Source organism: Prevotella sp. PTAC (genome assembly GCF_013166535.1).
In the GTDB taxonomy this organism is placed as follows: Bacteria; Bacteroidota; Bacteroidia; order Bacteroidales; family Bacteroidaceae; genus Prevotella.
In genome coordinates this window covers 1-22,166 of sequence record NZ_JABKKK010000011.1, presented here as the reverse complement: position 1 = coordinate 22,166, position 22,166 = coordinate 1, and the positions used below count along the sequence as shown (strand labels likewise).

General features: G+C 44.1%; 25 protein-coding genes and 1 tRNA gene. 14 read left to right on the top strand and 12 right to left on the bottom strand.

What is annotated here, in order from left to right; all coding sequences use genetic code 11:
• Positions 1 to 120 precede the first annotated feature (120 nt).
• The 6 genes from HPS53_RS09380 to HPS53_RS09355 all read left to right on the top strand — a co-directional run bounded on the left by HPS53_RS09380 (position 121) and on the right by HPS53_RS09355 (position 5,774).
• Complete coding sequence (locus tag HPS53_RS09380; RefSeq protein ID WP_104368658.1) at positions 121 to 951, top strand: MotA/TolQ/ExbB proton channel family protein; 831 nt, start codon at positions 121 to 123, stop codon at positions 949 to 951.
• Positions 952 to 979: 28 nt separating this feature from the next.
• Entirely contained in the window at positions 980 to 1,594 is a 615-nt protein-coding gene (locus HPS53_RS09375) for a biopolymer transporter ExbD (RefSeq protein ID WP_104368659.1), read from the top strand.
• 3 nt (positions 1,595 to 1,597) lie between these two features.
• Positions 1,598 to 2,245: a biopolymer transporter ExbD gene (locus tag HPS53_RS09370; RefSeq protein ID WP_104368660.1), complete on the top strand. Its 648-nt coding sequence runs from the start codon at positions 1,598 to 1,600 to the stop codon at positions 2,243 to 2,245.
• Positions 2,246 to 2,277: 32 nt separating this feature from the next.
• Positions 2,278 to 3,108 carry an energy transducer TonB gene (locus HPS53_RS09365; protein WP_172205848.1) on the top strand — a complete coding sequence of 277 codons (831 nt, stop codon included), beginning with the start codon at positions 2,278 to 2,280 and terminating at the stop codon, positions 3,106 to 3,108.
• Positions 3,109 to 3,112: 4 nt separating this feature from the next.
• Positions 3,113 to 4,075, top strand: coding sequence for a PstS family phosphate ABC transporter substrate-binding protein (locus HPS53_RS09360; RefSeq protein ID WP_172205846.1), 963 nt, complete (start codon positions 3,113 to 3,115; stop codon positions 4,073 to 4,075).
• A gap of 277 nt (positions 4,076 to 4,352) precedes the next feature.
• The gene (locus tag HPS53_RS09355; RefSeq protein WP_104368663.1) at positions 4,353 to 5,774 is read left to right on the top strand and encodes a lipopolysaccharide assembly protein LapB; all 1,422 of its coding nucleotides are present in this window, start codon (positions 4,353 to 4,355) and stop codon (positions 5,772 to 5,774) included.
• Positions 5,775 to 6,563: 789 nt separating this feature from the next.
• On the opposite strand, the gene HPS53_RS09350 is transcribed toward HPS53_RS09355, so the two are convergent.
• The 9 genes from HPS53_RS09350 to HPS53_RS09310 all read right to left on the bottom strand — a co-directional run bounded on the left by HPS53_RS09350 (position 6,564) and on the right by HPS53_RS09310 (position 13,130).
• The gene (locus HPS53_RS09350; RefSeq protein ID WP_104368664.1) at positions 6,564 to 7,775 is read right to left on the bottom strand and encodes an MFS transporter; all 1,212 of its coding nucleotides are present in this window, start codon (positions 7,773 to 7,775) and stop codon (positions 6,564 to 6,566) included.
• Positions 7,776 to 7,858: 83 nt separating this feature from the next.
• Entirely contained in the window at positions 7,859 to 8,398 is a 540-nt protein-coding gene (locus HPS53_RS09345) for a prolyl-tRNA synthetase associated domain-containing protein (protein ID WP_172205844.1), read from the bottom strand.
• A 1,208-nt stretch (positions 8,399 to 9,606) separates the two neighbouring features.
• Positions 9,607 to 10,575 (bottom strand): permease, encoded by a 969-nt coding sequence (locus HPS53_RS09340; RefSeq protein WP_172205842.1) that lies wholly within the window; start codon positions 10,573 to 10,575, stop codon positions 9,607 to 9,609.
• Between the two features lie 45 nt (positions 10,576 to 10,620).
• On the bottom strand, positions 10,621 to 11,070 hold the full coding sequence (locus tag HPS53_RS09335) for an arsenate reductase ArsC (RefSeq protein ID WP_172205840.1): 450 nt from the start codon (positions 11,068 to 11,070) through the stop codon (positions 10,621 to 10,623).
• The gene (locus tag HPS53_RS09330; RefSeq protein WP_172205838.1) at positions 11,067 to 11,780 is read right to left on the bottom strand and encodes an aromatic aminobenezylarsenical efflux permease ArsG family transporter; all 714 of its coding nucleotides are present in this window, start codon (positions 11,778 to 11,780) and stop codon (positions 11,067 to 11,069) included. Before HPS53_RS09330 ends, HPS53_RS09335 begins: the two co-directional genes overlap by 4 nt.
• Before the next feature lie 9 nt (positions 11,781 to 11,789).
• Complete coding sequence (locus tag HPS53_RS09325; RefSeq protein ID WP_172205950.1) at positions 11,790 to 12,194, bottom strand: nitrophenyl compound nitroreductase subunit ArsF family protein; 405 nt, start codon at positions 12,192 to 12,194, stop codon at positions 11,790 to 11,792.
• A gap of 11 nt (positions 12,195 to 12,205) precedes the next feature.
• Positions 12,206 to 12,436 (bottom strand): thioredoxin family protein, encoded by a 231-nt coding sequence (locus HPS53_RS09320; protein ID WP_172205836.1) that lies wholly within the window; start codon positions 12,434 to 12,436, stop codon positions 12,206 to 12,208.
• A 70-nt stretch (positions 12,437 to 12,506) separates the two neighbouring features.
• Positions 12,507 to 12,833 (bottom strand): helix-turn-helix transcriptional regulator, encoded by a 327-nt coding sequence (locus HPS53_RS09315; protein WP_025066930.1) that lies wholly within the window; start codon positions 12,831 to 12,833, stop codon positions 12,507 to 12,509.
• A gap of 215 nt (positions 12,834 to 13,048) precedes the next feature.
• A tRNA-Leu gene (locus tag HPS53_RS09310) sits at positions 13,049 to 13,130 on the bottom strand.
• Positions 13,131 to 13,495: 365 nt separating this feature from the next.
• Here HPS53_RS09310 and HPS53_RS09305 point away from each other — a divergent pair.
• Positions 13,496 to 14,443: a DUF362 domain-containing protein gene (locus HPS53_RS09305; RefSeq protein ID WP_172205834.1), complete on the top strand. Its 948-nt coding sequence runs from the start codon at positions 13,496 to 13,498 to the stop codon at positions 14,441 to 14,443.
• Positions 14,444 to 14,682: 239 nt separating this feature from the next.
• Positions 14,683 to 15,774, top strand: a complete 1,092-nt coding sequence (locus HPS53_RS09300; RefSeq protein ID WP_172205832.1) for a mannose-1-phosphate guanylyltransferase — start codon at positions 14,683 to 14,685, stop codon at positions 15,772 to 15,774.
• A 215-nt stretch (positions 15,775 to 15,989) separates the two neighbouring features.
• On the opposite strand, the gene HPS53_RS09295 is transcribed toward HPS53_RS09300, so the two are convergent.
• Together HPS53_RS09295 and greA are read right to left on the bottom strand one after the other, a co-directional pair.
• Complete coding sequence (locus tag HPS53_RS09295; protein ID WP_172205830.1) at positions 15,990 to 16,391, bottom strand: HIT family protein; 402 nt, start codon at positions 16,389 to 16,391, stop codon at positions 15,990 to 15,992.
• An 83-nt stretch (positions 16,392 to 16,474) separates the two neighbouring features.
• The gene (greA, locus tag HPS53_RS09290) at positions 16,475 to 16,939 is read right to left on the bottom strand and encodes a transcription elongation factor GreA (protein ID WP_104368283.1); all 465 of its coding nucleotides are present in this window, start codon (positions 16,937 to 16,939) and stop codon (positions 16,475 to 16,477) included.
• Positions 16,940 to 17,612: 673 nt separating this feature from the next.
• Between greA and HPS53_RS09285 the strand changes: the two genes are divergently transcribed.
• The 6 genes from HPS53_RS09285 (at position 17,613) to HPS53_RS09260 (ending at position 21,266) form a co-directional block, all read left to right on the top strand.
• Positions 17,613 to 18,299 carry a hypothetical protein gene (locus HPS53_RS09285; protein ID WP_172205828.1) on the top strand — a complete coding sequence of 229 codons (687 nt, stop codon included), beginning with the start codon at positions 17,613 to 17,615 and terminating at the stop codon, positions 18,297 to 18,299.
• A complete protein-coding gene (locus HPS53_RS09280; protein ID WP_172205826.1) occupies positions 18,256 to 18,552 on the top strand; it encodes a hypothetical protein in 297 nt (98 codons plus the stop codon). The genes HPS53_RS09285 and HPS53_RS09280 overlap by 44 nt, the downstream gene beginning before the upstream one ends.
• A 185-nt stretch (positions 18,553 to 18,737) precedes the next feature.
• Positions 18,738 to 19,409: a hypothetical protein gene (locus tag HPS53_RS09275; RefSeq protein ID WP_172205824.1), complete on the top strand. Its 672-nt coding sequence runs from the start codon at positions 18,738 to 18,740 to the stop codon at positions 19,407 to 19,409.
• Between the two features lie 46 nt (positions 19,410 to 19,455).
• Positions 19,456 to 19,767, top strand: a complete 312-nt coding sequence (locus tag HPS53_RS09270) for a hypothetical protein (RefSeq protein ID WP_104368278.1) — start codon at positions 19,456 to 19,458, stop codon at positions 19,765 to 19,767.
• A 300-nt stretch (positions 19,768 to 20,067) separates the two neighbouring features.
• Positions 20,068 to 20,556, top strand: coding sequence for a C13 family peptidase (locus HPS53_RS09265; protein ID WP_172205823.1), 489 nt, complete (start codon positions 20,068 to 20,070; stop codon positions 20,554 to 20,556).
• Between the two features lie 209 nt (positions 20,557 to 20,765).
• A complete protein-coding gene (locus HPS53_RS09260) occupies positions 20,766 to 21,266 on the top strand; it encodes a C13 family peptidase (protein WP_104368276.1) in 501 nt (166 codons plus the stop codon).
• A gap of 492 nt (positions 21,267 to 21,758) precedes the next feature.
• Here HPS53_RS09260 and HPS53_RS09255 read toward each other — a convergent pair whose 3' ends face one another.
• Entirely contained in the window at positions 21,759 to 21,935 is a 177-nt protein-coding gene (locus HPS53_RS09255) for a hypothetical protein (protein ID WP_216651914.1), read from the bottom strand.
• Positions 21,936 to 22,166: the final 231 nt, after the last annotated feature.

The following is a 22,166-nucleotide window of genomic DNA, read 5'->3' as shown; positions in this document are numbered from 1 at the left end:
TTTGCGGGTAGATTAAGACGGAAAACATGAGTTTGCCGATGATTTCGGTGCTTTAAAAACTAATCGTGAATATAACAAACTTAAATTTATAAATAACTAAAAAATTAAAATTATTAAATTATGGCAACAACAAAAAAAGCTGCAGCCCCGGCTAAGAAAGCGGGCTTCGGAGGTATTAAGAACGCATTTTGGATTCTTGTAATATGCTGTATAGCTGCATATTCTTTCTATTTCCTCGTTCTCGGTAATCCGGACAACTTCGTTGGAGGTGACACTGCCGGACATCCAGCAAACCTTATGGGTACCGTATATAAGGGAGGTATCGTTGTGGGTATCATCCTTACATTGCTTCTTTCTGTTATCTGTCTCGGTGTGGAGCGTTTCTTCGCCTTGAAGTCCGCATTCGGCACAATGAGCCTGCCTAAGTTCACGGCACAGGTTAAGGTTTTGATAAAGGAAGGTAAGTTTGATGAGGCTAAGGCTCTTTGCGACAAGATGAAGGGTTCGGTGGCTAACGTTGTGTCTGCTTCTATTGCTGCTTACAAGGACGTTGAGAACAACAACACAATGAAGAAAGCGCAGAAGATCGCCAAGATACAGCAGGCTCACGAAGAGGCTACACAGCTTGAAATGCCTACACTGCAGATGAACTTGCCTATCGTAGCTACAATCGTTACTCTGGGTACTCTTACCGCTCTGTTCGGTACTGTGTTGGGTATGATCAACTCGTTCCAGGCTCTGTCAAGCGGTGGTGGCGCTGACTCTATGGCTCTTTCTGCCGGTATTTCCGAGGCTCTTGTGAACACTGCTTCTGGTATTTTGACATCTTGGTTCGCCGTTGTTATCTATAACTTCTTCACAAACAAGATTGACAAACTTACTTACGCTCTCGACGAGGTTGGTTACACTATCGCTACAACTTACGACGTTAACCACACAGACGAGGCTTAATTGTTTTACCTTTTAATTAATTTATATAATGGGTAAAATAAAAATACAGAAAAAGGACATCTGGATAGACATGACCCCGATGTCTGACGTGATGACACTGCTTCTGTGCTTCTTTATGTTGACATCAACATTCTTGCAGCCGGAACCTGTGCAGGTCAACACGCCAAGCTCGGTGTCAGAGGTCAAAGTGCCGGAAAACAATGTCTTGAATATTCTTGTAAGTCCGAAAGGACAGATATTCATAGGCACTGATAATAAGAACGACATGAACGCGATGCTCCAGACTGTTACCGATAAATTCGGCGTGACGCTGAACGGAACGCAGTTGAAGCACTTCAAGGAGGAATCCATGGTGGGAGCGCCGATGAATGTCCTGGCAGAGTACCTCAGTCTTGATCCGGAGAAAATGACTGAAGAAATTCAGAAACTCGGTATCCCCACCGACAGCATTAACGGCGGTTATAGTGAGTTTCAAGAGTGGGTTAAGGCCGCTCGTGATGCAAATCCCGACATTAAGATCGCAATCAAGTGCGATGCGAAGACACCTTATAAGGTCGTAAAGAAGATGATGTCGGAACTTCAGGATATGGACGAGAACCGTTATCAACTTATCACAAATCTTAAAACGTCAGCGGAGGATTAATGTATGGCTAAAAAGAAAGCAAGCAAGCAGAAAAAGATGAACACCAGGGTCGACTTTACCCCTATGGTGGACATGATGATGCTTCTTATCACGTTCTTTATGCTTTGTACCACTCTTAGCAAGCCGCAGGCTATGCAGCTGACCATGCCGAGTAGTGACAAGAACATAGAGAAAGAGGATAAGTCGGTGACAAAGGCTTCTCATACAATTACTGTTTATCTTGGTGCAAACGACAAGATTTATTATATAGCGGGACTGCCGCAGTATGACAATCCCGATTGCATCAAGGAGACAAGTTGGGGAAAAGACGGTATCCGCAAGGTGCTGATCCAGCATACAACTGAGGAGGGTATCAATCCTGTTGCCCGTATCATGCAGGCAAAGCAGAAATTGGATGAGAGAAAGCTCGCATATAATTCGAAAATGACTGATGCCGAATACCAGAAAGAACTTGAGGAGTTGAAGAAGGGTAATATTGCCGGTGAGAAGATACCTACTCTGACCATCATTATCAAACCTTTGGATACTGCTAACTATAATAATATGGTTGAGGCTCTTGACGAGATGCAGATTTGCAGTATTGGTAAGTATGTCATCGACAAGATTAATCCTGACGATCAGAAACTTCTTGATACAAAGGGTATAAAGTAATCGGTGACTAACAATTAAAAAACAGAAGAACTATGTCGAAAATAGATCTAATAGACAATAGCTGGGTCGACCTCGTCTTTGAAGGCAAGAATAAGAAATATGGAGCTTATCAGTTACGTAAGGACACGGGTAAGCGAAATGTTAAAGCGATGATTCTTGTTTTTGCGACAATCATAACAATTATGGTTGCTCTGTGGGCGAAGGTTGCCATTGAGAATGCTTTACCGAAGAAGGTTGCCATTGAGACTGATGTTGAGTTGTCTCAGTTGGCAAAGAAGAAAGAAGCTAAGGTTGAGCGTAAGGAACCGGTTAAGGTAGAGATGGAACAGAAAGTCGTAGAGAAGGTGAAGAGTTCTGTGAAGTTCACCGCTCCTGAAATCAAGAAGGACGATGAGGTTAAGCCGGAAGACGAGCTTAAATCACAGGATGAACTCGCCAAAACCACAACTGCTATCGGTTCTTTCGATGTTAAAGGTAATGATGAGTCGGAAGGTGAAGTGTTGAAAGCCAAGGAGGTTATCGCACAGGAACTTCCGAAAGAAGAAGAGAAAGTGTTCGATGTCGTTGAGCAGATGCCTTCATTCCCCGGAGGTCCTCAGGCACTGTTCGAATATCTTTCAAAGAACATCAAATATCCTGCTGTCGCAGAAGAGAATGGAGTGCAAGGCCGTGTAATCGTGACGTTCGTTGTTGAGCGCGACGGTTCGATCACAGACGTGAAGGTTATCAAGTCGGTTGACCCGTCACTTGATAAAGAAGCGTCACGCGTGGTTAAAGGTATGCCACATTGGATTCCCGGTAAGCAGAACGGTTCTGCGGTACGTGTGAAATACACGGTACCTGTTACTTTCACATTGCAATAAAAGCATGAGAAACGGAATATTCAATTTTATAATTGGATTAACTTTAATTTTAGGCTTGGCTTTGTCATGCAAAGACAAGCCTAAAAACGGTAGAACGGATACTTATTCATCAGGGACGATTAAATTCGTCTCTGATGAAAGTTTCTGTCCTATTATAGAGGAGGAGATAGAGGTATTTCAAAGCATATATCCCGATGCAAAGGTTATACCTCAATATACAAATGAGCTTGATGCCGTTAACATGTTGATGAGAGGAAAGACATGCTTGGCAATCACGACACGAAAATTTACCGAGCGGGAATTTAAAAACCTGAAAGACAGGAAGTTTTTGCCGGTAGCCATCCCCTTGGCATACGACGGGTTGGCGTTGATAGTAAATAATACCAACCCCGACACTATAATATCCATAAAGGATTTGAGGCTTATATTGAGCGGAAAGGTATCAAAATGGGAAAAGTTATATCCCGGTTCGAAGTTGGGGGATATTGAGGTCGCTTTCGATAATAAGCAGTCGAGTACGGTGCATTTCTGTGTAGACTCTTTGCTTGGGGGGCGCCCGATAAACAGTCCCAATATATATGCGGTAAATAAGTCCGCAGAGGTTATAGACTTTGTCGAAAAACATCCTAATTCCATTGGAATAATAGGATCCAATTGGCTTAATGACAAGCGTGATATGACAAATGTCACATTTAAGAGGAATATAAGAGTAATGGCGGTAAGCAAGATACATCCGGCTACTGTTGAAAGCAGTTGGAAACCTTACCAGTTCTATCTATATAACGGCAATTATCCATTGGTACGCACTATTTATGCCCTTCTGAACGATCCGTATCATGGGTTACCGTGGGGATTTACAAATTTCATCGCGGCCGATCATCGCGGCCAGCTTATTATTCATAAAGCGGGTCTGTTGCCTTATAGGGCAAATATGGCGGTGCGTGAGGTGTTTGTAAACAATGAATAGAGGATTGTTGTAAATTTAAGCGGGTGCGGAAAGGCTTTTATCAAAACATATCTTGGTTCAGACATGATTAATGATGTTTATAAAGCCAAGGTGATTTAATTTAAAGTTCTGAAGGCATTATTATAGTAACAAAGTGGTAATGATTATTGAAATGGCCGGAACAGTTTATTGATTTGTTGTAAGGTTGCTGGTGCAGAATTGATGATAGGATAATACTTTGTCATGTTATGAAGAGCTTGATGAGATGAAAATAAAGTAAAAATAAAAACAATTTGATATGAAAACATTTAAGTATCTATTAGTTGGAGCCATGTTGATGGGATTAGGTATGCCCGCTATGGCTCAGGATGCGAAGGCACAGGTTGATGAAATCACGAAAGTAATAAAGAGCAATCCGGCTGATTTGGCCGATCAGGTAAAAGCCGTGTATAAGAAAAACAAGAAGAACGCTCCTGTCCTTCTCGGTATCGGTCGTGCTTACTATGAGGTTAAAGACACTGTGAATGCACGTCTGTATGCGGAATATGCCCGTAAGGCAGATTCTAAATACAGTCCTGTGTATATTCTTCTCGGTGACTTGGAGGCTCTCAACAGCGATGGCGGCAATGCTGCCGTACAGTATCAGCAGGCAATATATTTCGATCCGAAAAATCCGGAGGCTTATTATAAGTATGCGAGTGTATACCGCAAGGTGAGCCCCGCCGAGGCTGTTGCCAAGTTGGAGGAGTTGCGTACACATCGTCCTGATATTGCCGTTGACGCCCTGGCAGGCCGTATATATTATTCTTCCAATAAGTTTGATGATGCCATCCGTTGCTATTCAAAGGTTGACATGAACAACATGGAAGAAGTTGACCTTACCGATTACGCCATGTCTCTTTGGTTCACGCAGAAATACGACAAGAGCCTGGAGGTCGCTAAGTTCGCTCTGACAAAGCAGCCTCGTGATGCCGGCTTTAACCGTTTGGCATTCTTCAACAGCACCGACCTCAAAGACTATGACAATGCGTTGATGTATGCTGATGCTTTGTTCAATAAGTCAGATAGTGCAAAGTTCTCATATTTTGACTACACATACTACGGAAATGCTTTAAGTGGAGCCAAGAAGTATGTGGAGGCCATCGAGATGTACAAGAAAGCTCTTGGACAAGAGATTACCGATAAGTCAAAGCGTGCCGGTGTCATCAAGCAATTGGCTGACGGTTATAAGCAGAATGACGATTATGCCAATGCGATTAAGACATACGAGGAGTTCCTGAAATTCGTGGATGCGCCTTCCGCTACCGATATTGCCGGTCTTGCTCAGCTTTATACACAGTATGCGAACACTTTGCAGGATGAAGCAAAGATGGAAACTTTCAAGAAAGCCGAGGGCGTATATGACGATATGGAGCAGAAGTTCCCGGCTGCCGTTGAGTATACAACGTTCATGAAGGCGCGTGTAAACTCTTACATGGATCCGGAGACAAAAGACGGTAAGGCAAAGCCGTATTATGAGAAATTGGCAGGCATGATTGAGCCGAAAGCAGAGAAAGACGCTGCTGACAAAGCCCGTCTCGTTGAGTGTTACAGGTATCTGGGCTACTATACATTGCTGCAAGACGACAAGGAAGGAGCTGATGTATATTGGAAAAAGATACTCGAACTTGATCCGGACAATACCATTGCAAAGCAGGCTTTGGGCATCGCTGACAAATAATTATACCCTTATAATCAATTGAGAGGAGATCCGACTGGGTCTCCTCTTTTTATATTTTAGAGTATTGATTATATTTGCTTGCAGCAAACATTTTCATTTTTATTGGTGTCCGGTAAAACGCGCCTTACTTTTGCAACATCCACCAACATATAAGCGCATGAACTTCGTCAGAATGGCTATATAAAGGTCATATATGCCATTTTCTTGTGATTTCAGTGTTCCTATACAGCGGTTACATCAGCTATCCGGCAAACAGAATGGCGGAAAATATATTGAAAAATTTTACCGGACACCAATATTTCATTTTATGGTATTGAGGGCACTGTTTTTATCGGTTTTGAGTATTGTGATGAGGTGGCGGTATCGTCTGTATGCGGTGTCATCGGTATTATTATACAGATAGGAAAAATACTTTTATTCCATCGTTTATGGTCTGTTTGTTTATGCTATTGGCCGCATCTTGCGGCTTTTAGGCATGTTTGGAATGTTCGTGAAAATTATTCATTATCCGTTTGTCCCGTTTGTTGTCTTTTCATTTCCATTAGGCAATATTCCCCATTCATGCCTGTTTACAGGCAATCAATTACAATATGTCTTTTGGTAAAAACTTCCCGTTCTTGCCGTATGTGTTTCCAGTCCGGCCTGCCGCCGGACTTGTCATGTGCTGTTGTGTGCCGATACGTTGCTTCGCAGCATGATGCCAGCCGGATAACAACAACGGTTATGATTGAAAACCGCAATCACGTGCGGTGGCAGGAAGTGGGCGTTACGTCTATGTTTAATACCTGTTTACAATTCTTTTCGTTTAGGGTCTATGTTTGGCAGAAAGCCTGTAATCGCACCTAAAAGCGGAAGCAATGTGCTGATTTGAAATATAAACCGCACGCTTGTCTTATCGGCCAGCCAACCGAAGAACGCCGACCCGAGGCCACCCAGCCCGAACATCAGGCCGAAGAACACCCCGGCGATCATTCCCACCTTGTCTGGCATCATGTCTGTGGCATATACGAGTATGGCCGAGAATGCCGATGATATGATAAGGCCGATTATGACAGAGAGCAGTATTGTCGCCGTCTGTCCGACATAGGGGAGTAACAGCGTGAACGGCGCGGCACCGAGAATAGATACCCAGATAACATATTTGCGCCCGATGCGGTCGCCCAACGGGCCGCCCAGAAATGTTCCGGCAGCCGAGGCGGCGAGAAACGCAAAGAGAGCGTACTGGGCTCCTTGCACAGTCATGGCAAACTTATCCATCAGAAAGAATGTGAAGTAGTTTGTCATCGACGCTATATAGAAATATTTTGAGAAAACCAGTATGCCGAGAATGAGGAGTGCCGTGCGTACTGTCCGTTTCGATAGACGGGGTGTCTCCTTGGTGGCGGCCGCATGGTTTCGGGATGCGAAATACAACTGCTGCCTGTACCAGTTACCGATGCGGACAAGTATGAAGATAGCCAGCAGCGCGGCCAGCGCGAACCAGCCTATCGCACCCTGCCCGAATGGTATTACTACCAGTGCGGCGAGCAACGGCCCCATGGCGCTCCCTGCGTTCCCGCCCACCTGAAAGATGGATTGGGCCAGTCCTTTGCGCCCTCCCGAGGCAATCTGTGCCACACGTGATGATTCGGGATGGAATACCGATGAGCCGCAGCCGATCAGTCCCACTGCCGTCAGAATCCACCCTAATGACGAGGCGGCCGCAATAGTCAAAAGACCGGCGAGCGTGAAACACATTCCGATGGCAAGCGAGTAAGGTCGCGGCCGTTTGTCGGCAAGGCGGCCGGCGACGGGTTGCAACAGTGATGACGCAAGCTGGAAAACCAAGGTTATCACTCCAATCTGGGCGAACGTGAAGCCGAATTTCTCTTTCAGTAAGGGATATACAGCCGGAATCACCGACTGCATCATGTCGTTTAGCAGATGGGCGAAGCCTATGGCCAGCAAAACCGAGTAGGCAGTATGATGTTTCGTTGCCCTATGGAATTCATTATTTTTCATTTCCGTTGTCCGGTATAATTAAACTCATTTTTATCTTATTATCATTCAATCTGGATTATATATTCAATATAATGATACGTTTTTCATGTTCTTAAATCAGCCGCAGGCTCGTCTTGATTATCTCCTCGAGTGTCTTTTATTTCCGTTGTCCTTACCTCGTTTCCATGTTCTTTTATTATGCGTATCAGGTCTTCCGTCCGAAGCGTGATTGTGGCCGTATTGTCGTTCGGGTGAACGCCGATTAGAGCAGGAGCGTCCGTGAAATCATTGTCAATGAGCAGGCACACTCTGCGTTCACGGTCGTTTAGAAGTCCGAGGGGTGACACAGAACCGGCAACGAGGTCCAACAGTCTTCTTATCTCGTATTTGTCGGCCAATGCCAGGCGGCGTGTTCCGTTGCTGCGCCTGATTTCTTTCAGGTTTATCCGTTTTTTTCCTTTAACGGTTATGAGGTAATATCGCTCCTTCTTGTCGTCGCGTACAAATATATTTTTGGCGATGATATCGGCTTGCTGTAATCCCGTATCGGCAAGTTCATCCATGTTGTACACCGGTTTATGCTCTGTTGCCTCATAGCTTATGTTCCGCGTTTTCAGATAGTCGTATATAGCCTGTTTGTCCATAAAAATCTTTCAATGACATTTTCCGGTCGGCAAAGATAATAAAAGTTTCAGTCAGTGTAAATGTCGAGCCGCCTTTTTTAGTCGTTTTACCCTGTAATCATACACAATCATACCTGCTTACATCATGATTTGTAAATTTTAGATCATAAAAAAACGACTTTGTTTTTTCTCATTCTACGTTGACGGATACGATATGGATTGCGATACATTGGCTGACGGAATATGCGTCGGCAACAATATTTTATTGTTTTTTCCGCAACGGGATACTCGTTGGAGTGTGATTGGTTGGTAGTTGCATTGCGTTTAGCGTCCCGTTGGAAGACAACGGGACGCTAAACGCAATGCAATTGGATACTTATTGTGGAAGACTGTGCAGGTTGATGTTCCCGGATTGGCAGGAAAAATGTTTATAGTCAAGGTATTTACCTGAAATACAGATGGTTATGTAAAAGAGCTTAAGACTCGCGTATTTTCGCCCACCGCATTTTAATTTTGAAACAAGCAAAATATGAACGGCTTTTTGTAATATTAATTCTGAGTGCGTACCGTGTGGCCGTAGATGGTTTCCAAATCCTGTAAGCAATTATTTGTTATTTGGGGGATTATTTATGAACATTCCGACACCCCACAAGTAATTTACTCCTACAGCATCACAGCTGTCACGTGGTATTGCAATCGCCGCATGGCTTCATCCCAACGTTTGCCGGTGTTATTGAAAGCGGAAACATTCCTCAAAGCGATGGACGGGAAAATCAAGAACATTCGCGTCGAATACAGGGACAACAAATTATGGAGTGCCCCCTCCCGGCCGGTTTCGGTAACGAATAGTAATCAAGGTATTGCCAAACAGAAATCACAATTGCGGAAATACATTGAGCCAAGGAAGAGGATTATCCCCGTCTCGTTGAAAACACCATAAAGATTGAAGCCCTGAAAATCGCCGGCATGGAAAATATGCCCATTACAAGGCGATGGAACATATCCTCGAGTACGAACACATCGACCTGCTCGTCAAACCCGCTTCAAGGAGATACTCCTGATTAGTCAAGTGGGCAATACTATAATCTGACCGCTATTGATAGCAATCGGAAGTAGATAATATGAACTAATGTAAATTAAAATTTAGTCATCAAATTGGGTGGCGAAATATATGTATACTAAGAAGAGTTTGTACATAAGGAAGTCATACTTCCACTTTGCCTTTTATCTCACAATACCGCGTTATACAAATATCCCAAAACGATAATAAACAAAGTTATCAGTCCAAAGAAGACACCAATCAAACGCCATGTCATTACTTTCTTTAACAACGTGGCTTCGGGAAGTGAAAGCCCGACTACAGCCATCATAAAAGCGATAGCCGTTCCCATAGGGATGCCTTTAGCTACAAAAACTTCAATCACAGGCACTATTCCTGCTGCATTGGCATACATCGGAACTGCCAGGATTACCGAAAGAGGAACCGCAAACAAGTTTTCCTTGGACATATACTGCTCAAAAAATCCTTCAGGCACATAACCGTGCATAAAAGCACCGATACCAATGCCAAGAATAATATACAAAAGTACTCCTTTGACAATCCCACATGCTTCTTGTATGATAACTGGTAGTCGTCTAAAAAACGGAGTGCGCTCTTTTTCCCATATTCCTGAGCCGGAAGTTGGATTTTGCTGAATTTGTTTTACCCAATCACTCAAATAAGGTTCTAATTTCATCTTGCCCAGGATAAATCCGCCTGCCATACCTAACAGAATACCGCTAATTACATAGATAGAGGTAATGCGTAACCCGAAAGTGCCGATAAACATGGCAACAGCAACCTCGTTTACCAAAGGCGAGGTTATCAGATAGGCGAATGTCACTCCCAACGGAATGCCCCCTTTCACAAATCCGATAAACAGCGGTATGGAAGAACAGGAACAGAACGGGGTAATAGCACCAAATAAGGCTGCAAAGAAATATTGCAATCCATATAGTTTACGAGAGGTCAAATAATTGCGCAGACGTTCTATCGGGAAATAGGCATTTATAATGCCCATTATCACGCTGATGAAAAATAATAATATCAAGATCTTTATCGTATCGTAAAAGAAGAAGTTTATAGCTTCTCCTAAAGCTGTTGAAGCATCCAAACCGAAGATGTCATACACCAGCCAATCTGCAAATCTTTGTATCATAATCTTATTATTGTTTTGAATAACACGAACATATAACCTAAAAAATCATCGGTTACAAGCACATTTGGGCAGCTCTTGTTTTTTTATCTCCGTAATGTAGAATTTTGTAAATTCATTCTTGATTTCATTACGCACTCTTTCAAATTCACTTTTAATAAAGTCTGTTGTTCCTATTGCTTCCGAGGGGTCATCAAAACCGATATGCAACCGTTTCCCTACACTGCCCGCAAAAGCCGGACACGTTTCGTTGGCACTACCGCATACTGTTATCACATAATCCCATGTTTCACTTAAATAAGTGGTTACATGGGCAGGAATATGCTTGCTTATGTCGATGCCAACTTCTGCCATTGTCTCAACAGCCAAAGTATTAACTTTCTTTGCCGGATGCGTACCGGCGGAATACACTTGTATATTCTTGTCAAACGATTGCAGGAAACCATGCGCCATTTGGCTGCGACAGCTATTTCCTGTGCATAAAATCAAAATTTTCATATTATACCCCAATTTATCAATCCATAATAAATGCCAACCAAGACAAACAGTATGGCTACCATACGATTAAACCACTTCTGGACAGTCTGTACACGGTTATAAAACTTTCCTATACCTGCCACGCTGTATGCCAAAATCCAAGCGACAAGCATAACAGGAAGCCCTGTTGCCAATGCAAAAATGACAGGTAGCAAATATCCATTACTTTCCATAGCCGACATGGGAATAAGCATGCCAAAATAAAATAGACCACTGGTCGGACAAAACGCCATGGCAAACAATATCCCCAGCAACAAACTACCCCATGAGCCTTTTAGTTTTTCTGTCTTTTCAGTAGTGGAAAATCCGACCTTGGGTAACTGCAATTTATCACCGAACAGCATAAACAGACCTGTCAAAATCAAAGCCGGAGCAAGCAGCTGTTCTCCCCATTCGCTGATACCTTTTTGTATGGCAAACATATCAGCGCCCTTTCGGAGTATTGCGACAAGTATTGCGCCTGATGCAGAATAAGCCAATACACGTCCTAAAGTGTATAGAATGCCATTTGTAAATATCCGGTTACGGTTATTTATATCTTTACTGATAAATCCTATGGCGGTAATGTTGGTAGCCAATGGGCAAGGACTTACAGCAGTCAACAGACCGAGCAGAAAAGCGGTAATAATAGGTATCTCGCTATTATCCAGCCATGTTTGTAGGTATTCCATAAAACTGTATTATTTTAGCAACTGGTTGATTTTTTGTTTTAATCCTTTCTTGAAAGCCGATGTGTTGTTTCGGGCATTCTGAAAACCAAAGCGTGTCATGTCGTTACGTTCTTCTTTACCGTTCTTCCATTTATTAACATAAAGAGATGACCAACTTACACGATATTTCTCCGCCAGCTTTTCGCCTTCGGGAGTTGAAGTGTCTGTTTCTTTGAAACGTAGTTTACCATTTTTGACCAATTCTGCCAAATCTGCATTGACCACTTCTTTCGTGTATTTCTCAATGGCTTTGCAAGTTACACAACGTTGTTTCCCATGAAAATAAAGAACTTCCACATAGGTGTCTGCGGTAATCTGAGCCATTCCCAAAATAGAAAACAAACAAGCAATGGTAAGGAATAAAAAGCGTTTCATCATAATCTGATTTACTTGGTTAATACATCTTTTATTTCTTTGGCAGAAAGTTTGCCCTTTGCCACAACCTTACCGTCAACAACGAGAGCAGGAAGCGTCATTACATTGTATTCCATGATCTTCATCAAATCTTCTTCTTTGGTCACTACCGCATCCAATGTTAATTCTTTTACTACTTGTTCAACTGTCGCATACAGAGCCTTACAGCCAGCACAACCTGTTCCTAATACTTTAATTTCCATAATTTATAAATTTATTATATTAAACGTAATTCGTAAAACAACGAACATTAATGTTAAAAAAAGGGGATTATCAGCAACACTCCCCCGATTTGCATATACATTGCCCGAAAAACTCCTTAAAGAGTTCACGAGCCAATTGCCAATTCTCTCGGTTGATACAGTATTTCACTTTAGGAGTTTCAACCTCTCCCTGTATAAGCCCCGCATCTTTCAACTCTTTCAGGTGCTGTGACACGGTAGCTTTGGCAATGGGAAGTTCTTCGTGAATATCCCCAAAATAACACGTTTTCTGCTTTGCCAAAAAGTGCATAATGGCGATTCGGGCAGGATGTCCCAATGCTTTGGCGAATCTTGCCAACTGTTCCTGCGTAACTGTATAATCTTTCTTTTCTTCCATATCGTGAATATTGTTCGCAAATATACGAACAATATCCCAACAAACAACAAGATTTCCATTTTTTAACAAACTACAATATATGATTTTATATTCTCGCTAAAGGAACAGAACATTTTTTAGTCAACAAAGTTCCATCCATTAGGATGATTGGGAACATCTCTGAAAAAATGAAAAAGCTAAGTGATTGATTTCTCAATACTTAGCTTTTATCTTCGTACCCAGACCCGGGGTCGAACCGGGACGGATTGCTCCACTGGTGTTTGAGACCAGCGCGTCTACCGATTCCGCCATCTGGGCTTTGTTTGCGGGTGCAAAGATACATATAAAATCCGAAACGGCAAATTTTTTGTGAGGAAAACTTGGCCGGTAATGTAAAAATGGTTGTTTAATCTGTTATCGGTTTATTTGCCAATTGCCCGTTTTTCTTTATCTTTGCAAAAAATAGATGCATCCCGGTAATATGAGACAAGTTTCATTATGCTCTATGTGCGCTGTCTTTTCGGCGGGTGTGTCGTGCGTGTGTAGATGTGCCGGTGGTGGTGATTGTGTCGTGCGGCGCTTATCGCGTTCCTCGTTCGATATAATCGGTTTTAAACCGAAGTCTATGTGTCTGAATGTGTTTGTATAATGATTTGAAAACGATATTACAATTATTTATGATTATGAAGAGAATACTGTTGTCATTGGCAATGATATTGCCGGCGTTGGCGTCTTTCGCTCAGTCAAAGGTGTATTTCACGAGTGATATAAGTCCGGAGGCTCTCGTGCGGATATATGAGGCCGTGGGACGGAAAGCCGAGGGGCGTGTGGCCGTGAAGATAAGTACGGGAGAGGCGGGAAATCCCAATTATCTCAAGCCCACGTTGATAAGAAATCTTGTCGACAGGGTCCATGGCACTATTGTGGAGTGCAACACCGCTTATGGCGGGAAGCGGAATACTAACGCCGCCCATTGGGAGACGATAAAGGCACATGGTTTCGATTCGTTGTTTGCCGTCGATCTTCTGGACGAGGACGGTGAGATGAAGATACCTGTGAGGGACCGAAAGCATTTGAAGTACGACATAGTGGGCAGTCATCTCACACGTTATGACTTCATGATAAACCTCGCCCATTTCAAAGGTCATCCCATGGGAGGACTCGGCGGGGCCCTTAAGAATGCGAGTATAGGCGTTGCCTCGGCCAATGGAAAGGCTTATATCCACACTGCCGGATATCAGGAGAAGGTGGAAGGACTGTGGGACCATGTCAGCGACCATGATGGATTTCTTGAATCAATGGCCGCCGCCGCTCAGGCTGTGGATGATTATTTCGGTGGAAATACGCTGTATATAAACGTGATGAACAACATGACTGTCGATTGCGACTGTGTGGCGAGGCCCGAACCGGTGAGACTTAAAGACGTGGGAATACTGGCGTCGACAGATCCTGTGGCGCTCGACCAGGCTTGTGTCGACATTATTTTCAATATAAAGCCGTCGGCCGGCAACGACAACAAGCCGCTGACAGAGAGAATAAAGAGCCGTCATGGTACGCATACGATAGACCATGCGGAGAAAATCGGACTCGGAAGCAAGCAGTATACGATTATTGATATAGACAAGAAATGATGTACGTAAAGAAAGACTAAGCAGCCGTTTGCTGGTTTGTGATATCCTTGAATAGATACGGATTTTTCATACTCGGCCTGATGCCTGTATGGTTTATCCGGCGGCTTGGCGTTTTTATGCTCTCCTTATGAAAAAAGTCTTTCAACGCGGCCTTCGGTCAATTATTATAAATCCTTAAAATCTTTGTCCGTGTCGGTTATAATGATTAACTTCGTACCAAATTTAGAACTAATACAGACATGGAATTTAACAAGGATAATTATTGCGTGATACTGGCCGGAGGCAAGGGACGCAGGTTGTGGCCTTGCAGCCGCGACAAGTATCCCAAGCAGTTCATGGACTTTTTCGGTTTCGGTCGTACGCAATTGCAGGCTACTTATGATCGTTTTGCCGGCATACTGCCTGTAGAGAATATTATTGTCTGCACGAATATCGAGTATGCCGATATTCTGAGAGAGCAGTTACCGCAGGTACCCGAGGCCAATATCGTGGTTGAGCCGGTGGCCCGCAATACGGCACCGAGCGTGGCCGCGGCCGCCATGAGGATATATGGGAGAAACAGTGAGGCCCGGGTGATAATAACACCGTCAGACCAGTTTGTGCAAAACGAGAAGGCTTTTGCCGACAATGTGTGTCGGGGACTTGACATAGTAGGTGGAAATGATATTATGCTCTCCATGGGCGTGAAGCCTACGCGTCCCGAGCCGGGATACGGCTACATACAGCTCGGTGAGCGGCTTGACGGCAGTGAGGTTTACAGGGTGAAGTCTTTCACCGAAAAACCGGAACGCGATTTCGCCCGTATGTTCGTCGAGAGTGGGGAGTTTTATTGGAATACGGGAATGTTTGTTGCCAATGTAAGGTACTTCGGTCATACTCTCAGCACGATGTTCCCCGATATTCTCAGTGTGTGGGAGTCGGGAATGAGCGGAAAGTCGCTTGGCGACGCGATGCCTTTCATCACTGAGAACTACTCTTCTTTCCCCAATCTGTCCATAGATTACGGCATATTTGAGCGTGTGGACAACGTGTGTGTGATGACGTGCGACTTCGGATGGGCCGATCTCGGCACGTGGCATTCTGTATACGAACTGATGCACAAGGGTGATGGAGACAACGTGCTGATAAATACCGATGCTGTTTTGGAGGATTGCAGTGATAATGTGATAAAGCTCCAGGAGGGCAAGCTCGCCGTGATAAACGGACTCAACGGTTATATTGTGGCGGAGAAAGACAACGTGTTGTTTATCTGTAAGAAGGGAGATTCGTCTTCGTTGGTGCGTAAATACGTGAATGAGGTACAGATGAAATACGGTGATGATTTTATATAGAATGTGTGAACGGCTTGATGCCGTTCATATGTGTTAAGAACATAAAGGCACGGATTTTTATCTGTCAAAAAGATAAAAATCCGTGCCTTTATGTTTCTGCCAAGTCATTTCGGATTGCTGCCGTTTTTTGCCCTGCCGTATTGACAGGCATGACCTGAGGTCGCTTTCCTGCGGCTTCGCCATATATCGGTAATGACAGGCGCTGATGTATCATATCATAGTTTCTCAAACTCTTCTCTAATGCTTTTCGCGATACTCTCGAACTCATCCTTATCGAGTTTGAGCTTGGGATTAGAGAAAACCATGTCTTTTTCCGACCTCATCGGCACAAGGTGAATGTGTGCGTGTGGCACTTCAAGGCCGAGCACGGCCATACCCACTTTTCTGCATGGAAAAACTGTCTTTATGGCGCGAGCCACCTTTTTTGCGAACACGGTCATTTCCGCCAGTTCGTTGTCATCCAAATCGAAGATGTAATCTTCTTCTCTTCGCGGTATCACGAGAGTATGTCCTTTCACGAGCGGATTGATGTCGAGAAAAGCGTAGAATTTTTCATTCTCTGCACATTTGTAGCTCGGAATTTCTCCGGCTGCAATCTTTGCGAATATTCCTGCCATGCGTCTGTTACTGTTATATGGTGAGAGATGTCTGTCTTTTTGTTTTTCGGCAATCCTGTCTTGGAGTATAATTGCCGGACTCTTTAAATGGAGATATTGTCTATTCTCAGTTTGATCGTGCCTCTGGGTATGGTTATCTCTACCTCGTCTCCCACCTTCTTGCCCAGCAGTCCCTGTGCTATCGGTGTCTTTATGGATATTTTTCCTGCGCGCAGATCGGCCTCGTTTTCACTCACGATGGTGTATGCCATTTTAGACTTGGTGGTCAGGTTTGTCATTTCCACCTTGCAAAGTATCTGCACCGCGTCTGTGCTCAGTCTCGAAGTATCGATGATTTTCGCTTCCTGGATGGCCAGTTTCATCTGGTTTATTTTATCTTCGAGATGAGCCTGAGCCTCTTTGGCGGCGTCATATTCGGAATTTTCACTTAGGTCGCCCTTGTCGCGGGCCTCAGCAATGGCGGCCGATGCCTTCGGACGCTCCACGCTTTCCAAGCGCTTTAACTCGGCTATCATCTTGTCGTAGCCTTCTTGTGACATGTAAGCCATAATTTTTTCTTTTTATTGTTGTTAATGAATACTTTTAAGGATGTATCAAAAAAATAAAGAATTCCAACACGCTTGATGCCGGAATCCTCATCTCCAATTATCTTTTCGTATATCCTTCGTTGCAAAGATAGTCATTATTTTTGAATGTGCCAAATCGGCGGATGTTAAAATTTGCTTTTCCCATGAAAAGCAGTTACCCTCTGTTCTAATGAAATGGCGTGGGGGATGCCTTATATTTTATTAAGTGTGTTTTTCCTATCGGTATTGACGTTATTTTTGGGGGTGTAATTCTTTTCAGATGAAGATAATTTTAACTATAGAATTGATTTAAGTCAAGAAAGTGTATGTTTAACACCTTAATGTCTGTGTATCTGTGTTCTTTTTTTGGAAAATAGTCGTATATTTGCAACGTGTTTTTCATAGTATTAGATTTAAGGTTAACAAAGGTTGGGTCTCAGCGGAGACCCTTTTTTATTTTTATCCGATAGTCTTTTCGTTGGCCATGACTGTGGTTGCGCTGGCTCCGTCTTGCAGCAGCGATGATGGGTTGGCGGGCAGTATCGAATTTATTGATTGCGGTTCTGATGCCGCAATCAGGTTTTTTTTATCCCGTCAGGTTGTTCCGCACGGCTGATTATAAATATACGGATAAATGATTAAGAACAAGAGACAAATGAAAAGGAAATATCGGTTATTTATTTTAATGTTGTTTGCTGCTGTGTTTGCCATTACTGCTTGCGGAGACAACAACGATGGCGATTATGACGGTTTGGGAGAGGAACTTACCGGGGCTAATCACTGGGGATTGAGTGATGCGGAGTGGGCAGAATGGCTGAAACAGGAGGCGCTTCAAGCCGATTCGATGAATATCGCTTACATATTGCGTCAATTGTGTGATATAGAAGAGGATGCGCTGGGCAACAAGAAGTACACTCCTAAATACGGTGAGATACTGGATTTGGTGCGTCTAGGGGTGTATACGTTGGCCGATAGTACGGCAGAAGAAGCCGAGAAACGATTTTGGTGGTTGTTGCCCGGTACGCTTTCCGATAGCCTTCAAGCCAATTTTCCCGGCAGGTTGGAGTATGTCACAGCGAATGGCTCAGTCAGATACGAGCCCGGTGACTGTGTCGACGCGTTGGGAACGATATATATAGATATTCCGGAGATACCCGAGGTAGAGAAGATAATGATAATTCCTTTCAATTATTGGCCTGATAACGATAGTTCTTCGCCATTCACGATAGGTTTGGTATGGCAGGAAAAAAAGCACTGGATACAAGTATGTTTGCGTGAGAGAACGCAATGGAGGGCAGATGGGAATAATGGTGACTTACGATGGCGGATGGAGCGGTCTTGATTATTGGAAAGGCAGGGATGGTGCCCTTAGAGATACTTATAGTAGCTGGATATACGACAATCTGTCGAGCGAAGCGGCGGCAAAGGCGCTTGACGCGTTGGTTGGATATAAGACAGATCAGGCTCGCGCGGCTTTCGCCGCGATGGGACAAAGCGGTTATTTCAGGCCTGGATCAGGCGATGCGCGCTATTATGCCACATCGAGAAGCGGGAAAAATTCCATTGGGGACCGTTGGATTATCATTATACATTAAAAATTTATAGTGCGTCAATCGGAGCGGACAAATTTATAACCATAGAATGGAAGACATGTGATGGTACCACTTACGATTTGCGTAATAGGCAAAATTATCTTATGTACTCTAAGGAGTTCGACTATATGGATTCTGGTAAGAGGGATACGGATTGGAACCGTATAGCAAAATAACCTTGTTCGTATATGCGTATATATTATTGGGGTATTGCCTTCGGTTTATGCCTGTTGACGGCCTGTGATGATGTTGATGCCATTTTCATACCTGAGGAGCGGGCTGAAGCCGAGGTCACGGTGGTCTGTTCGATAAACGGGCCGGGCGACAATGGATATAATGATGCCGCCCTCCGTGGAGTGATCGGGTTCGGGCAGCGCACCGGTACACAGCTGTCGATAATCCATCCTGCCGATACGGATGAGGCCGTAAGGGTAACGGAAGAGTGGAAGAGGAGCACTGCGGGCAAGCGTCCCCGTTTGCTAATCTTGGCCGGGAGCGACTATGAAACTGTCGCACGTGAACGATGCGGCGGGCTGGCGGATAATCAGAGAGCGCTATTCTTTGAGGGTGGCTGGGGCTTGCTAGATCGTGTAAGTACGTTCAGTATATGTCGTAACGGTACCGCTTATCTGGTGGGATGCATGGCGCAAGGATGCCCCGAGGCCCATATCGTGAAAGCGTGTCTCGGCGACATGGTGGTTGAAGAAGCCGCGTCGGCGTTTGCTTCCGGATATATGAAGTATAGTGCAGGCGGTTCGCTTGAAGTACACACGCTGGTTTCAGACTACACAGGCTATGCAATGCCCGACAGCACCTATAGAATGATGGCGAGGGTAGATGCCGACAATCCCGGCGGATGATTTTACTTTCCGTTTTGGCCACTGAACTCGGTCTTGCGATGGAAATGTGACATACGTGGATGAAGATGGTCTGCGTCAGGCTGTCGCTATGCAGGTGAATGACCGTCGTCTGTGGAACAAGGCGCTGATATTCGTGCCTGGAAGCGAAGAGTTCTCTGTTGTTTTCGATGATGAGTTGGGCAGGCTCAAAGCGGCAGGAGGGCCGGCTTTCACTTTTCCGTCTCTGCTTTGTGCGGACATGATGTATTCAAATACGCTCGAAGGCAGATTGAAGGCTATGGAATACGAAGGAGTGTTGCCCACGGCCGGATCCTGTTTCAGGATTTATCAGCGCTTTCAAGGCGCGATTCGACATTGATCCGGCTGGCGGTGATGCGCACTTCTACGACGCTTTGTTGCTGACGGCTTATTCTATCGCCACGATGCAAGCATCAGGAAAGACTCTCGATGGAGGTGGAGTTTTAAATGCCGCTATATTGCAGACTGTGGACGGGCGTGATGCTTGGAATGGCAGTTGGATGCCGTCAGACATGCACACGGCATTCGCCATGATTGCCAATGGCCGGCATCCAGACCTGCGCGGAGTGACGGGGGACTGGACATTTGACATTAAATCACATGCCAGTGTGCTCAACACCACATATAGCCATTGGATTAGGTGGACGGGAAATATCACACATTGGAGTATCTTTCGCCCGATGGTGGCGGCAGAACGACAAGCACTTTGCAGGCCTGGGACTGGCAGATACGACATATGCAGACATTCGATGAGAATCAGCCGGATATCGTTTACGGGCCGCAAGAGGAAAACAGGGCGGTGATCGTATCTACAAGCGACACATGGAGCAACTACCGCCATCAGGCCGATGCGCTGGCTATGTATCAGTTGCTGCGCCGTCACGGTTATGATGGCAGGCATATAGTGTTCATTTCCGAGGATAATTTCGCCTTTCACCCTAATAATCTGTACAGGGGAGAGATACGGGTGCGGCCGGACGGTGAAAATTTATACCATGATGTTGTCGTAGACTATCGTCTGAGTGATATAACCATTGCAGACCTCAAAGAGATAATGCTCGGTAATAAGGTATATCCCGAGGTGCTGGATGCCGATGAACGGGATAATGTTATTATTGGTGTCCGGTAAAACTTTTCAATGTATTTTTCGCCATTCTGTTTGCCGGATAGCTGATGTAACCGCTGTACAGGAGTACTGAAATCACAAGAAAATGGCATATATGACCTTTATATAGCCATTCTAACGAAGTTCATGCGCTTATATGTTGGTGGATGTTTCAAAAGTAAGGCGCGTTTTACCGGATAGCCAACTTGGCTTGCCCCAAAGAGGGCTTGTCCATGAACAAAACCAGAAGGAATAAGTGCTATGACATGTTTACCGGACACCAATATAATGTTATAGTGTTTTGGTGCGGTCATGGTGGTTGGAACCGTTTGGCATGGGGTGATAATACCATAAAGGGCAAAGATGTGCGCGGCATATTGGCCGCCATGCACAATGTCGGACGGTATCGGCGTATGTTATTCGTAATTGATGCATGTTACAGCGGGAGTATCGGTGAGGCTTGCTTGGGTCTACCGGGAGTATTGTTTGTAACGGCAGCAAATGCAGACGAGCCGTCTAAGGCAGATAAGAAAGGCATTGACATGGGAGTATGGCTTTCAAACGGTTTCGCACGTGCCTTTCATGAAACAGTGGACGAAAGGCCGGATATAACACTGCGGGACTTGTACTACATACTTGCCCGTAATACCGTGGGCAGTCATGCCACTATATACAATGCGGAATGTTACGGCAATCTTTTCCACTTAACGATGGGTGAGTATCTTAACAGATGATGGCGGATATAACGACCAATTAATATTTGTTGTTATGTTGGCGGGATAAAAATACGGCACTATAAAATATTTACAAGATACTGTTTACGATTTTGTGTGGCACGGTCTAAAAATTTTGTGTAAATGAAAAATGTTTTATAGTGCCGCCTTTTTTCGCATAAAATTCAAGGCCGTGCACACAGAATTTTGGATAGTGTCATCAGGACAGGGCATGTTTTATAGTTCAATACACGGATTTTCTTTTTTGCGTAGACATGATAAAAAACGAAGTTTTGTATCAAACTATTGCGGTGCATCTCAAAAGTTAGTCACTAAACTTTTTTGCTTGCTTTTTACAGTATGCCCCTCTTTTTTTATATTGTCCGTTTACAAGAAATTGTATATCGTATGGTTTATGGCAGTCCTATTTTTCATTTATAAAGAAGATTTTTGCCATTGTCTCTTTATATATTATATATGTGTAATTAGTATTTGGACTTGCTTTGTCCTTCTCTATTCCTGTGTATCCGACTTCTGTTCCTTCTCTTGTTTTTCTCTTTCCTTCTCTTTCTCCTTCCTTGTTTTTTTTGCTGTTTTTTTTCTTTGGCCTGTCTTTCCTCTTTTGACCTTGTCCTTCTTTTCTCTCCTTCCTTCTTTCTTTTTTTTGTCGTATTTCATTTTCCTTTTCATTTGTTTGTTTTTTTGTGTTTTTGTCTTGTTTTTGTGCTGTTTTCCTTGACCTGCGTCAATTTAGTATAAAATTACCGTTGTTTTTCGAATTTTTTCTTAAAATTATTTGGTTTGTGTCCTTAAAGTCCTTACCTTTGCATCCGCTTTCAGGGTTGAAGCCCTGGTAAGCGTTAAGAGAGAGTTCTTTGACAGACTGAATAACAGAGAAAGTAGTAGTACAAGAAGCGTGCG